The following is a 14,040-nucleotide window of genomic DNA, read 5'->3' as shown; positions in this document are numbered from 1 at the left end:
CTCATCACCACCGAATCTTCGGGCTAAAGCGTACCAGTTCGTTCCTGAGTCGTTTCCAAGTCAATGTCTTTTAGGTTTTGTTAGAAATGCAACTGCTATCAATCGCTTCACTTGGCCTGCTGCGTGGCTGGCCCCGACGATCGGCTGCTGTCATGGCCCTGCTGATCGGCTCCACCACCTGCTTCCTGTCGCCATCCACCTCCCAATCATTGATCGCGGGGGAAGCCGATTGGCCCCAGTGGCGAGGCCCGGACCGCGATGGACACGCCGCCCCCCAAGAGCTACTGGAAGAGTGGTCGAGCAAGGGACCAGCGGTTGTTTGGAAATTTAAGGACGCTGGCGAAGGCTATTCAGCGTTCTCCATCGCTGACGGCAAACTGTTCACCATGGGGGCGCGGGCCGACGGTTGCTACGCAATTTGCCTCTCCGCCGACTCGGGCGAACTGCTGTGGGAAACCAAAGTTAGCCGAGCGGGCACCAAAGATGATTACCTCACGCGCTGGGGTGCCGGCCCGCGCAGCACTCCCACAACCGATGGTGACTTCGTCTACACGGTCAGCGACGCGGGAGTCGTTTCCTGCCTTCGCGCAGCCGACGGAAGCGAAGTTTGGTCCATCGACATGGTGGCCGACTTCGGTGGCAAGATTCCCAAATGGGGCTTCTCCGAATCGGTGTTGATCGACGGGGACCGAGCCTTAGTCACCCCCGGTGGCACCCACTTTATCGTCGGACTCGATAAACGCACCGGCGAACAAGTCTGGAACAGCAAAGATACGAATTCCCCCGCCGAATATGTTTCCATCATCAAAGCACAAATTGGTGACAAGCAGTTATATCTAACGGCGTCGGTCGACGGGCTGTATGGTATCGACGCCGAGTCGGGAGCCGAATGGGTGCATGGCCCCTCGACGGGCAACCGCACGGCGGTGATTCCCACACCCGTTGTCCATGAAAACATGGTCTATCACACCTCCGCATATGGTGCCGGAAATGCGTGCTGGAAGTTAACTCCGACAGCCGATCAAGTGGACGCCGAATTGCTGTATCACAACGACAGCAAGAGCATGGAAAATCACCACGGCGGAGTCGTCTTGGTCGATGGTGTGATCTATGGATTCAGCAAGGTCAATCGAGGTCAATGGATGGCTCAAGATTTAACGACCGGCGAAACGCTCTGGAGTGAATCGCTGGGGCGTAACGGCAGCGGCTCGATCGCTTATGCAGACGGCCATCTTTATTGCTACGGGGACCGCGACGCGACGATTCATCTGATCGCGCCAAGCCGCGAGGGCATGCAGCTGAAAGGCTCGTTCGCGTTGCCAGAGCAGACCGATATGGAACGTGGCGGCGGAGCGATTTGGGCACACCCCGTGATCGCTAACCAAAAGCTCTATTTGCGCGACCAGAACCTGATCTACGCGTTCGATATTGCCGCCGATAAGTAAGGGAACCGGACGCTGGCGCGTGGCGGCTGATTGAGAACCGCACGCTGGCGCGTGGCGCCTGATTGGGGAACCGCACGCTGGCTCGTGGCGGCTGATTGGGAACCGGGCGCTGGCGTGTTGCGGGTGATTCGGAACCGCACGCTGGCGCGTGGCGGCTGATCTTTGCTAGCGTTGAAAGATTGGCAGGTAGCCACGATCGAGTTGTAACATGATCAAGTTACAAGCCGTCACGTATACAGGATGGATGCGACCTTCCCAGTAACCATCGGCTTTCTGTTCAGAGGCAATCTTTTTGAACAGATTTTCGCGGAAGGGCAACCACAATTCGTCCCCTTGGCGGTAGACAACTTGGCTGTAGTACAAATAAGTGTAGTTCCAGTGCCCGAAGGCTTGCGCGTTCTCATCGACTTGATGTAACGTCTGCTTGGAGTATGCCAACATGTCGGGAACATGCTCACTGTCATAATCGCCCGCATTGTAAAGTGCGGCCAGCGCTGCGGCCGTGATGGCCGGGCGACTGCTGCCCATCTGCTTGCTGCTATAACTGATGCCGCCATCGGCGTTTTTACAGCGATAGATATACTCTTTCGCCTGGTCAATAATTTTACTCGGCACCGGGATCCCGGCGTTGCGGCAACCACGGAGTCCTTGGACTTGGGTAATCGTCGTCGAGCCCTCATCAAAGTTATTTCCCTCGCGAGCTGAGACATACCCCCAACCGCCAGCGGGCGTCTGGGCATTGCCGCTGAACTCCACCGCCTTGGACAGCACCGTGACCAATTCATCACGGCGGTCAGCCAAGCCTTCCTCGCCCAGTACTTGCGAGAGAAACAGCATCGCGAAACCGTGACCGTAGGTGTAACGCGGATCGCCCTGGGGATCACCGATCAAGCCGTTATCGCGCGCCTTGGATAAAATAAAATCGGCCGCGCGGGCAATCTGCCGCGAATAGGGTCCCTGAGTGGTCGTCGAGCCACTGCAAATCATCGCCGTGCCCGCCAAAGCGGCCAGGGCAGTGGGGTAAACCTGCGTGTTCCACTGACCGCGTGACGACTGATTGCGACTCAGCCACTGTAAACCGCGCTGAGTGGCTTCCTCCCAACGTGGATTTCGCTGAGGGGTCGCGGCCAATCCGGAGTGGAGCCCCGTGGTGGTTGCCAAAGCGCCCGCTGCCAACGAGGCGCGGATCATACCGCGGCGTGACCACTGACTCGTTAATTTCGCGCTTGTCACAGATTAACCTCAGTTACGGATCGGGAAAAACGGCAACGCGCCGGCTGGTTTCCGTTCCTTCCATTCTAGCGTTATGAAAGTGATCACGCAGTGGCATTTTCGCCGAAGCCCAAAATCGGCCAACCAATGAATCCCCGAGAAACCGGCTCAAAGCGCATCGACCAGAGGATGCAAACCCCTTTTTTGCTGACAAACTGGGCAAAAAAAAGTACTTCTCTGAGCCTGGACAAGTCGTTCGATGGTGCCTGCCTGACATCGCCCGCACAGTGATTTAGCGCGGTCATAAACCCGATGATGGTTTTGATAACCGCCCGGATTATTCAGCGCGTTGCGATAAGTGCCATCAGAAAGAGTCGAGCCTTCATGCAGAATCGCGGCTTGCAGCACCAAGCCAATGGCACGATGCAGACGTCGCCACTGGGGACCGCTCAGCCTGCGACAGGTGAGCCGGGGGTCGATTCCCGCCAAGTGCAAAATCTCCGAAGCGTACAAGTTACCGATCCCGGCAACCACTTTTTGATCCAGCAAAGCAACTTTCACGGCCCGTTGGCTGTGCCCCAGCCGGGCGCGCAAATCATCACACTCGATCTCCAGAGCGTCGGGGCCCAGCCGCTGCGGACCTAACACCTGTTCGTACTGCTCGCCGCTCAACCATGTCACGGTACCCAGCCCGCGACGATCCCAAAAAATTAGTTCCTCATGGGGAAAAGGGGCGTCGAAAATCAGCCTCAGGCGGACATGCTCGGCACTCGGCGGCTGCTCCAACAAAACCAGTCCCGTCATCCGCGGTTCGATAACCACCACCGAAGCATCACACAACCACAGCAGCACCCGCTTGCCGCGCCGCCCAATCGACTCAATCTGCCTGCCGATGAGATGCTTTTTCAAACGATCAAAGCGGGGCTCGATTTTAATCGGCTGAAGACGACCGGTCGGTCGCACCAACGCTGCGATCTTGCCACCCACAACCGGCTCAATGCCGCGCCGCATCGTTTCAACTTCAGGTAGTTCGGGCAACGCGTTGTCTTTGATTTGGGGAGAATTTGACCGCAAAACGATGACAGATATCTATCATCTGGTGAAAGATATCTATCATAGGGTGAGAGCAAACTGTCAAGCGAGACATGCCTCGACCACTTTACCGGCCACATCGGTGAGGCGATAACGCCGACCTTGATGTCGGAACGTCAATCGCTCGTGATCGATACCCAATAAATGCAGCAAGGTGGCGTGCACATCATGCACATGGACGGGATTCTCGACAATGTTGTAACTGAATTCATCTGTCGCCCCGTAAACCGTCCCGCCTCGCGATCCGCCCCCGGCGAACCACATGGTAAAGCAACGGGGATGGTGGTCGCGGCCATAATTGTCGGCCGTCAGTGCGCCTTGGCTGTAAGCTGTCCGGCCGAACTCGCCGCCCCACACCACCAGCGTGTCGTCGAGTAGACCGCGTTGCTTGAGATCGCTCACCAAGGCTGCCGAGGCCCGGTCGGTTTGCTTACACTGATTGCGAATCGCAGCGGGCAAACCACCATGTTGGTCCCAGCCTTGATGGAAGAGTTGCACGAAGCGGACGCCCCGTTCGATCAAGCGACGCGCCATCAAGCAATTGGCCGCGAAAGTCCCCGGTTCTTTTGCATCCTCACCATATAAATCAAACGTCGATTGGGGTTCGTCGGCCAAGTTGGCCACTTCGGGAACCGAGCTCTGCATCCGAAAGGCGAGTTCGTATTGAGCAATCTGCTGCTCGATATTGGGGTCCAGCGTTTCCGCTTTGCGCAAGCGATTCAATTGCCCGAGCGTATCGAGCATTTCGCGACGAGCCGAGCGTGAGATGCCGTTGGGATTATTGAGATACAACACGGGATCAGCACCCGCCCGCAATTGGACACCTTGGTGGGTGCTGGGCAAGAAACCGTTGCCCCACAGCCGCGCGTAGAGCGGTTGACCGCCTTGGTTCTTTGTCAACATCACGCAGAACGCTGGCAAGTCTTGATTGATGGTACCCAGCCCGTAACTGAGCCAGGCACCCAACGAGGGGCGACCGGCGATTTGCGCGCCGGTTTGCAGAAACGTGATCGCCGGATCGTGGTTGATCGCTTCGGTGTAAACGCTCCGCACCACGCACAAGTCGTCGACAATTTTGGCCGTGTAGGGGAGCAGCTCGCTGACCATCGTCCCCGCTTGTCCGTGCGGGCTAAATTTAAAAATCGAACCAGCCAACGGCAACTGTGATTGATTGACACTCATCCCGGTCAAGCGTTGCCCTTGCCGCACCGAATCGGGCAAATCCTCACCATTCCGCTCGCGGAGCAGCGGCTTATCGTCCCACATGTCCATCTGCGAGGGACCGCCACTCATGAACAACGAGATCATCCGTTTGGCGCGGGGTGGATGATGCAATTGGTCCAGTTTGGCTCCCGGCCCCATGGCGGATTCGCTGCCGGAGACCGACTCGGCCAACAGGCTGCTCAGCGCCACGGCGCCCACTCCAGTCGCCGTACGGCCGAAGAAATGCCGTCGCGTGTGAGCAGCGAGCAGATTCAACAATTCAGCAGATGCGGTCATCGGTTCACCCATTCGTGAAGATTCATAATTGTTTGTGCGGCGACGGCCCAGGCGGCGAGTTGCGCGGCATTCAGTTGCTCACCCGCGGGCGTGGCGAAGGGATCGAAATCACCGATTGACAAATAGTCTTTGGCAGCCTCGGGGCGGGCCTCGAAATCAGCTTGCTGGCGAGCCACCAATTGGCAGATCGCCGCGACCTCCGCATCGCTAGCTGGACGCCCCAACATCGACAGCAACAACTGACTCGCATCTTGCCGCACATCGCCCTGGGAATCTTGCAACAAACGATAAGCGACACCGCGGGCGGCTTCGACAAACTGATCGTCGTTCAATAATACTAAAGCCTGCAAAGGAGTCTGCGTGACACTTCGCTGCGCCGTGCAGACCTCACGTCCCGGAGCATCAAAAATCATCATCGCGGGAGGGGGACTGGTGCGTTTCCAGATCGTATAAAGACTGCGGCGGTGCGAGCCCGCGCCGGTTTGACGTTGATAGGTTTGCCCCGATTTCTCCTGCCACAATCCAGCTGGCTGGTAGGGTCGCACCGGTGGACCACCTGTTTGTCGCGCGAGCAATCCACCGACAGCCAAAGCCGCATCGCGAATCGCCTCCACTGGCAAGCGACTGGCTGGGCCACGGGCCAACCAACGGTTATCAGGATCACGCTCACGGGCGTCAGCCTCACAATTGGCATCACGCCGGTAGGCTGCCGACATCACCACTTCGCGCACCAAAGCTTTGAGATCCCAATCCGACTCAATCAATTGGACCGCCAGATAATCGAGCAGTCGCGGATGCGAAGGGGGTTCACCCTGGAGGCCAAAATCTTCCGCCGTGTGGACTAAACCACGTTCAAAAAATTGCTGCCAGAGTCGATTAACGGCCACCCGCGCCACCAAGGGATGGCGGTGCCCGGGGCGAGAATCGGTTAACCAGCGAGCCAACCCCAAGCGATTCGCCGGCACCCCGGCGGGCAACTGCCCTAAAGACTCGGGCACGTTCGCGTGTTCGATCTTTTCTTCCGGCGCGTCGTAACTACCCCGGCGGAGAATATAAGTTTCATGCAGACCGGATTCTTCTTGCATGGCCATAATCGCGGGGATCGCATCACGAGCGGCAGCCAATTGCCGCCGCGTCTCACGCAACGCTTGGCGTTGTTCTCGCACCGCTGGGGAGGTGGCATGATGGTGGGCCGCGACTAATTCCGAGACGTCGGTTGGCGTTTGCCCCGTCGCCAGGAATTGCACTTCGCAGGCTTGTAGATCACGAGTGAACATCCGCAACTCGTCGACTTGTCCTTGCTTAAAGCCGCGATCGCGAAAGCGGTTGCCGATGGTGAATTGATTGGCTCCACCTCCGCGAATCGTCCGCACCAGTTTGTCTCGCACCACTTCGATGGCGATCGGTTTGCCATCGACCAGCAACTGCAAACCGGCTGCTTCGCCACTGCCGTCCCAGACCACGGTCACGTGCGACCACTGATCGACGGCCAGAGCTTCCACTGCACGCACCCGTATGGCGTCGCCGGGCCAAAAATGAATCAGCGCGGCGCTCAAACGTCCCTCTTCGATCAACAGCTCATAACCGCAACTGGCCGCATCGGTCCAAGCTTTGGAACGATGCCAAACTACGGCCCGCTGGTAAGCCTCCGTCGGCTTGATCCACAGGGCGATCGTGAAAGGTTGCCACCAATCCCAGTCGCCACCGGCCGACGTGTTGAAGCCATTTTCACCGTCCAGCAACAGCGCCGGATCGAACTGGTTACGCAGCACCGACTGGGGACCACCGCTGAGTGAACCGGCCGGGCCATCGGCAACCTGATTGACGACGATCCGCTCCGGTTTGGCGGCAGCCGCCTCGACAGGCTGCTCAGCTCGCTGACCAAAATCGTAATGAGCAATCTGATCGGTCAACAAACCGGCTCGGAGCTCAGCAAGTTGCGCGTCGGCTGTTTGCGAATCGGCTGACAGGCTAGCAGGCTGGGAAGATTGGCTAAGCACCTGATGGTAGGCGGCGGCAGCTTGTTCGACGCGTGCCGCGGCGTCGCGGAGAGCCTGTTGTTGAGCCTCCGTGGGTAGATCGAGCACGGGGGTGGGGACGAATGAGGTGAAGTGGGAATAGAGTCCCGACTCGTCAATGTTGGCAAAGAAGGCGGCCAACTCATAATAGTTTTTTTGGCTGATCGGATCATATTTATGGTCGTGGCAACGAGCGCACTCCAGCGTCAGCCCCAGCACGGCGGTTCCCAACGTGTTGACGCGGTCAGCGACGTATTCAACTCGGAATTCTTCTTCGACGCTGCCCCCTTCGTTGGTTTGACGATGCAAGCGATTGAAGGCGGTTGCCAAGCGTGATTGGCGATTCGCCTCCGGCACCAGATCGCCCGCGATTTGCCAGTTGAGGAATTGGTCATAAGGCATCCCTTGATTAAACGCATCGACCACCCAGTCTCGCCATTGCCACACATCGCGATAGACGTCCGATTGGTATCCATAGGTGTCGGCGTAGCGGGCCGCATCCAACCAGGGAACTGCCATTTGCTGGCCGCAAGCGGGCGAGGCCAACAAGCGATCCACCAACCGGGCGTAGGCTTGGGGCGACTCGTCATTGACAAACCGCTGCAGCTCTTCGACGGTCGGCGGCAAACCGGTCAGATCCAAAGTCAGTCGACGGGCCAAACTGTAACGATCGGCCGGCGGGCTGGTCGGCAAGTCCGCAGCCTTGATACGCGCGTCAAGAAAACGGTCGATCACGTTGCCGGCCGGCAGCGAGTGAGTGGTCGGATCGGCGGAGCCGTCGTGAACTGGCTTTGGGGCAACTGGCTCTGGAACTTGGGGGCGTACCAGTGGCCGAAACGACCAATGTTGCTCCCACTTGGCACCTTGGTCGATCCAGCGGCGGAGCAGCTCAATTTCCGCGGCGGTCAGACTCAAGTTAGCGTGCGGCGGAGGCATTTGTTCGTCGACATCGTCGCTGGTAATTCGCCGCATCAGTTCGCTGGCCGCCGCGTCGCCAGGAGCGATCACCAGGGCGTGACCACCATTCTGCGTCGCGTGCCCAACCGCCTCGGCAATATCGAGCCGCAGTTCGGCTTCGCGGCTGGTCGGATCAGGACCATGGCACAACGCGCAACGATCGGAGAGCAGCGGCAAGATCTGCCTGGAGAAATCGATCGGCTCTTCAGCGTGTAGCTGGCCCACAGAGCCACAACTGGCCAGCAAGACAAGGCTCAGCAGACCCTGCGGCCACGACCAGGACCGGGTTGAAGTGATCTGCTGGGAAGCGAGTACCTGGGAACCGGGTAGCAGGGTTCTGCGGAAGCACGTCGACAAATTCGAACGACCAAGCATGAGTCTTCGCGGGGCAGGGCAGGGCGGGACAAGAGTGGGGAGAGTCCATTATACCCCATCGAAACCCCAAGTCGACGCTGCAAATGGCTGGCAGTGATTTTCGCACCGACGATTTTCGCACCGACGATTTTCGCACCGACTCATTCGAGCACATCATCACTGAGAGCTTCGCCACCCGCCGGGGTGATTAACGCTTTGAGCACCGCTGAATCGGTCGTGTCCCGCAACCAATAACTGCGTCCCGAAACCGTGGCCACGGTCACGCCGTCGGCATGACTGCCGCCGATTCCGATGCCACTGTTAACATTCATGGAAATCGCCCCCAGGGCAAAGTCGCCCGGCTCAGTCCACTGCAGCGTATTTAAAGGAGAGAAGGCAGTCTCCACCAACAGAATTGTCTTGGTGGCATCATCAACCACTGTGTCGGGGCCAAGTGGGCCACTGTCGGGGAATAAGGTACCGTTGCCGGTGATTAGAAAATAACTCGCCTCGCCGGTCAAACTGCCAGCGGATGCGGGCGAGCGATACTCGCTGGGCATCTGATCGACGAGCATCTGATTGTGTTGGCTGTTCCAAGGCTCTTCCAAGCGATATTCATCATACAGCGACTGATAGCCCAGATAAGGCAGCACCAGCACCCGCCAACTGACTCGTGGCGTCTTGCCATCTTCGGCGAAAGTGGTCGGTGGTGGATAGGAACCATAATCGCGGGCGTAAGCATTCAAGGCGGTGGCAACTTTCTGCAAATTAACCAAACATTGCCCCCGCAGCCGATTCGTTTGTAAGGTCCGCACTCCCTGGCCGCCGTAGCGAGCAGCCAGCACACCCAAAGTGGCCACAAACGCAACCGCAATCGTCGCGGCGATCACCCAACGCACAACTCGCATGTCGTTGGGCTTATTCCTTTTCACCGGGCCGACGGCAATCGCCGCCGGCAACTGAATCGCGCGACCACACACAACACATTGACCCGCCTGACCCAGATATTGGTCATCGACCATCGTCTGCGTCTGGCAATGCGGACATGTAAACAAAAAAGACATGCGAAGTCGGCGATCAGGGTAGGGGAGTGGGAACGCAAATTCAGTTATGGTAAGGATCGGGCCCAGCTGGCGAAATCGTGACTCGCCAGCTCAGCCCGAAAGTTCGCTATGCGTAGTATACCCATAATCAATTCGAAACAAATCATGCGAGCAGTCATTCAACGAGTTCAGTCCAGCCACGTCGAAGTGGAGGGCGTGACCACCGGACGCATCGACCAGGGCTTGCTGGTGTTACTGGGGGTCGAACAAGGTGATTCCGAAAAGGATTTGGTCTATTTGAGCGACAAAATCTCCCAATTGAGGATTTTCGCTGACGACCAGGGCAAAATGAATCGCAGCCTGCTCGACATCGGTGGGCAAATGCTGGTCGTCAGCCAATTCACTTTGCTGGGCGACTGCCGCAAAGGCAGACGCCCCAGTTTTTTCGCCGCCGAACAACCCGCACTGGCCAACGCAATGTGCGAGGCGTTCGTGAAACGAGTGCAAGGGCAGGGGGTGAAGGTCGAAACCGGAGTCTTCGCCGCCGATATGCAAGTCCATCTGATCAACGACGGTCCGGTGACCATTATTCTTGATAGTCGACAGGTTTGATGATTTGATCTTTTGGTTCGTACTTTCGGCGGAGCGAAAGGAGACTTTTGGCTTTAGCGAAGTGCTCGGATGTAACCTTGCCACTCACTCTCACCCCAACGCAACTCCGATGGCCGCCTCAGCTCGTTGCGCAAATCTTTCATCTCATGAAACAAATTGGTATCGTTGTATGCCAAATATAATAACAGCGCGAGTTTGACATAAACGGAGAAATTCGCCCACATCCTGGGCCCCCAAAACTTTAGCGCCGTACCAAAAGATTTCTTCAATCGAAAATGGCCACCACGAAATTGAATCGACCAGATTTCGTCCAATATCAAATGCACCATGAATCCTAGCACCACCGCCAACGTCTTATAAACGCGAATGATCTCCTCGGCACTTGGCATGATTAAGAATGCCAACAAACCTGCCGAAGCGGCGGCCGGGATGCTATGCCACATCCCACGATGCACTGTGTAACGCTTGAAAAATTCAGCAATCACAAATCTTAGTAAGACATAGATCAGTCCCGCTGCCAAGACCATCGATTCGGGAGTCATTTCCAACTCACGAAATCGCCCCAGCGCCAACATTGGCACGACGGCTGAGGCAAACATCGTCGTCTCCCGCAACGGGATTCCCGAATCGCTGTCCAAGTCGGGCAACATGCCGCTGACCGAGCACAAACCGGCAGCCACCAGGGAGCTTTCCAAAGGCATCCCCTGCGTCGCGGATCCCCAGTAACCGTAAGCGGCTCCGGCGATCGTGCTGGCGGTAATGTGGGTCTTGAAATCGGCCACGTTAGCCTACGGCTGATCGATGAGTCCAACTAAAAGCCCTTCTGTACTCGCTCGGCCCCCTCGGTGCCAAGACGAATTGCTATTCGCCCCACCCCCGCAGCTTGATATACTCCGCGCCGAACAGGCTGCAAGAAATCCCCAGGAGATTTGGTTGGTGGAGACTTACGATATCATCATGCTGGTCGTCCTTGTCGGAGCCACGCTGTTTGGAGCAATCAAAGGCTTTGCCTGGCAATTGGCTTCCATCGGCTCGCTGGTGCTGAGCTACATCGTCGCTTATCGCTTCCGCGAGCCGTTCAGCGAGGTGATCAAGGCCGATCCACCCTGGAATCGCTTTTTGGCGATGTTGATCCTCTACGTGGGAACCTCGTTCATTATTTGGATGCTGTTTCGCATGATCAGCAAAACGATCGACAATCTCAAGTTAAAGGAATTCGATCGTCAAGTCGGTGCCGTCTGCGGGCTGGCCAAAGGAGCCTTATTCTGCACCTTGATCACGATGTTCGCGGTAACCCTGGTCGGGCCCAAACTGCGGGAGCAGATTGTCGGTTCGCGGAGCGGGTTCTATATCGCCAAGTTGCTCGACAAAAGCGACATGGTGATCCCGCCGGAACTGCACGATGTCGTGGCCCCCTATATCGAACGCTTTGAGAATGAAATGCAATCGCCCTCGGCATCGCCCGGGCTGATCCCCGATGATGTGATCAACGCAGGCAGGCGGCTAATTCCTGAAGGTTTGAATTCCGACAGTTTGAATCCTGGAAGCCTGACTCCCGACGCTTGGTCGCCGCCGAACTGGCAACCACCGCAGAGTGCCAGCGGTCCCAGCGGGCTGCCGCCCAGGCGATAGTTTCAGGGAACCGCACGCTGGCGAGAGGCGGCTGATGTGAGGAGCCGGGCAGTGGGCCGCGGCTGAAAACAGCCAAGCGAGTTTGCTTATAGGGAAAAGCATAGCTCGAATACAACATAAGGGGCATTATCGGACGTTGCTGCTAGGTCGAAATAGCCCCGCTCCAGCCGTTTTATGCCTCGGCCGTTTCCGAGACTTCCAAGAACTGACCAATGCGACGAAACTTTTCATAACGCTCGTCAATCAACTCATCGGTCGGCTTGTTCTCGAGTTGCCCCAAGCAACGCGTCAGATAATTGCGCAGCCGAGCGGCCATTTGGCGATGGTCTCGATGCGCGCCGCCGAGCGGTTCGGGTAACACATCATCGACCACGCCCAAACGGGATAAGTCGGGAGAAGTAAATCGCAAAGCGGCGGCCGCTTGTGGCGCAAACTGATGACTCTTCCACAGGATGCCCGCACAGCCTTCGGGGCTGATCACTGAATAGTATGCATGCTCCAACACGGCGACCCGGTCGCCAACGCCAATCCCCAAGGCGCCGCCCGAACCACCTTCGCCAATCACCACGCAAATCACCGGCGTCCGCAAGCGACTCATTTTGAACATGCTCTCGGCGATGACCTGCGCCTGACCACGCTCCTCAGCCCCCACGCCGGGATAAGCTCCAGGAGTGTCGATGAAACAGATCAGCGGCAGCCGGTATTTTTCCGCCAACCGCATTTTGCTCATCGCCTTACGATATCCCTCCGGATGCGCACAACCAAAGTGACAGGCGGCACGCTCCTTGTATGTGCGTCCTTTCTGATGACCCACCACCATCACTTTAAAGCGGTCAATCTTGGCGAAACCGCTGAGCAGAGCCCGATCATCGCCAAAATGCTTGTCTCCATGCAGCTCAACGAACTCGTCAAAAGCCAGATTGAGATAGTCACGCGTGTATGGCCGATTCTTATGCCGAGCGACTTGCACAGTCCGCCAAGGTTCCAAGTTGGCGTACAAGGCGCGTAAAGACTCATTAATCTCGCCGCGCAACCGCAAGATACTTTCGTCAGCTTCGGACGTGCGGTCTGTCTCTTTCTCCAACCGCGCAAGTTCGACTTCAAGCTGATATACGTCTCGTTCGAATTCCAAACCAGGGCCGTGGTCCATGCTTACGTTTCACTTAGATTTTAATGGAGGCGTTTATTGATAGGTTTACGAAACCGTGGCTAGCGCCAAAACGGCTAACGGTGTGCGGATAGGTTCTCATTGTTACTTTGATAATTGGTCGGGACTTTTGAATGATGGAATGTCATCAAACACAGTCACTTCCGGAGTGCGGGGAATCTTCTTAAAGGTCTTGGTAACTTTGTTTGCTTTGAGAAAGTCCCACATCGAAGCGGGCCGATCTTCGGGTTTCTTAGCCAACATCTGCTTGATCAGATCAGCGTACTCGCTGGTGACATTTTCATTGGCGGCAACCGCGCTGGGGATCGGCGCGTGGAGGTGTTTGTTGAGTAGGTCATTGGGCGTGGAACCGGTGTAGGGGGCCTTGCCGGTCAGCGATTCATACAGCAAACAGCCGAAGGAATAGACGTCAGCTCGTTCGTCGAGCACCTGCCCACGAATCTGCTCGGGCGACATGTAGCTGCGGGTCCCCTGCACCAATTTTGAACGGTACAGCAACTTGCTCAAACCTGTGCGTTTCTTTTCGGCGATCGTAAAGTCGATCAGCTTGGTGACGCCATCGTGACCGACCAAAAAATTGTCTGGCTTGATATCGCGATGGATCCAGCCTTTGCTGTGCATGAAAAACAGCCCCTCGGCAGCCTGCTCGATGATCTTCTCGATCAAGTAAGCAATTTCGTCGGGACCGCGGCGGAGCGCCTGCTTGAGATTCAACTCACTGAACAACTCCATCACCAAGTAGGCGATGTTGCCCGACTCCACGCGGTAATCGTAAACCTGGATCACACGATCGTTCTTGGCCATCGAGGTGGCCACGTCGTATTCAAATTTCAACGACGCGATCGCCTGCTTGTCGCCACGCGCGTCGTTGCGAAGCACTTTCAACGCGTACCGTTCCTTCTTCTGGTCGTCAACCGCCTCCCAAACTTGGCACGTGCTACCAACACGAATCAGACGAGCGAGTCGGTAGGGTCCGAGAAAATCACGCGCTTTTGACATTAAGGGTC

11 protein-coding genes are annotated in these 14,040 nt (G+C 57.0%); 3 read left to right on the top strand and 8 right to left on the bottom strand.

Features of this window, described 5'->3' with window-relative positions; all coding sequences use genetic code 11:
• Window positions 1-86: 86 nt before the first annotated feature.
• The gene (locus SH139x_RS03740; RefSeq protein WP_488353946.1) at window positions 87-1,445 is read left to right on the top strand and encodes a PQQ-like beta-propeller repeat protein; all 1,359 of its coding nucleotides are present in this window, start codon (window positions 87-89) and stop codon (window positions 1,443-1,445) included.
• 165 nt (window positions 1,446-1,610) lie between these two features.
• On the opposite strand, the gene SH139x_RS03735 is transcribed toward SH139x_RS03740, so the two are convergent.
• The 5 genes from SH139x_RS03735 to SH139x_RS03715 form a co-directional block, all read right to left on the bottom strand.
• Entirely contained in the window at window positions 1,611-2,636 is a 1,026-nt protein-coding gene (locus SH139x_RS03735; RefSeq protein ID WP_488356154.1) for a prenyltransferase/squalene oxidase repeat-containing protein, read from the bottom strand.
• A gap of 189 nt (window positions 2,637-2,825) precedes the next feature.
• Window positions 2,826-3,695, bottom strand: a complete 870-nt coding sequence (gene mutM / locus SH139x_RS03730; RefSeq protein WP_488353945.1) for a DNA-formamidopyrimidine glycosylase — start codon at window positions 3,693-3,695, stop codon at window positions 2,826-2,828.
• A 96-nt stretch (window positions 3,696-3,791) separates the two neighbouring features.
• A complete protein-coding gene (locus SH139x_RS03725) occupies window positions 3,792-5,249 on the bottom strand; it encodes a DUF1501 domain-containing protein (protein ID WP_488353944.1) in 1,458 nt (485 codons plus the stop codon).
• Complete coding sequence (locus tag SH139x_RS03720; RefSeq protein WP_488353943.1) at window positions 5,246-8,449, bottom strand: DUF1553 domain-containing protein; 3,204 nt, start codon at window positions 8,447-8,449, stop codon at window positions 5,246-5,248. Before SH139x_RS03720 ends, SH139x_RS03725 begins: the two co-directional genes overlap by 4 nt.
• A 290-nt stretch (window positions 8,450-8,739) precedes the next feature.
• Complete coding sequence (locus tag SH139x_RS03715) at window positions 8,740-9,642, bottom strand: DUF1559 family PulG-like putative transporter (protein ID WP_488353942.1); 903 nt, start codon at window positions 9,640-9,642, stop codon at window positions 8,740-8,742.
• Window positions 9,643-9,786: 144 nt separating this feature from the next.
• Here SH139x_RS03715 and dtd point away from each other — a divergent pair, with 144 nt between their 5' ends.
• Window positions 9,787-10,233 (top strand): D-aminoacyl-tRNA deacylase, encoded by a 447-nt coding sequence (gene dtd / locus SH139x_RS03710; RefSeq protein ID WP_488353941.1) that lies wholly within the window; start codon window positions 9,787-9,789, stop codon window positions 10,231-10,233.
• 53 nt (window positions 10,234-10,286) lie between these two features.
• Here dtd and SH139x_RS03705 read toward each other — a convergent pair whose 3' ends face one another.
• On the bottom strand, window positions 10,287-11,015 hold the full coding sequence (locus SH139x_RS03705) for a metal-dependent hydrolase (RefSeq protein ID WP_488353940.1): 729 nt from the start codon (window positions 11,013-11,015) through the stop codon (window positions 10,287-10,289).
• Between the two features lie 19 nt (window positions 11,016-11,034).
• Here SH139x_RS03705 and SH139x_RS03700 point away from each other — a divergent pair, with 19 nt between their 5' ends.
• Window positions 11,035-11,865 carry a CvpA family protein gene (locus tag SH139x_RS03700; protein ID WP_488353939.1) on the top strand — a complete coding sequence of 277 codons (831 nt, stop codon included), beginning with the start codon at window positions 11,035-11,037 and terminating at the stop codon, window positions 11,863-11,865.
• Between the two features lie 172 nt (window positions 11,866-12,037).
• On the opposite strand, the gene SH139x_RS03695 is transcribed toward SH139x_RS03700, so the two are convergent.
• Both SH139x_RS03695 and SH139x_RS03690 read right to left on the bottom strand, forming a co-directional pair.
• Window positions 12,038-13,015: an acetyl-CoA carboxylase carboxyltransferase subunit alpha gene (locus tag SH139x_RS03695; RefSeq protein ID WP_488353938.1), complete on the bottom strand. Its 978-nt coding sequence runs from the start codon at window positions 13,013-13,015 to the stop codon at window positions 12,038-12,040.
• A 102-nt stretch (window positions 13,016-13,117) separates the two neighbouring features.
• A complete protein-coding gene (locus SH139x_RS03690) occupies window positions 13,118-14,032 on the bottom strand; it encodes a serine/threonine protein kinase (protein ID WP_488353937.1) in 915 nt (304 codons plus the stop codon).
• Between the last annotated feature and the right edge of the window lie 8 nt (window positions 14,033-14,040).

The organism is Kothea flammea (genome assembly GCF_052161645.1).
Lineage (GTDB): Bacteria > Planctomycetota > Planctomycetia > Pirellulales > Pirellulaceae > Laterigemmans.
Note: the sequence above shows the minus strand (reverse complement) of the source record. Positions and strands in the feature narration are given on the sequence as shown.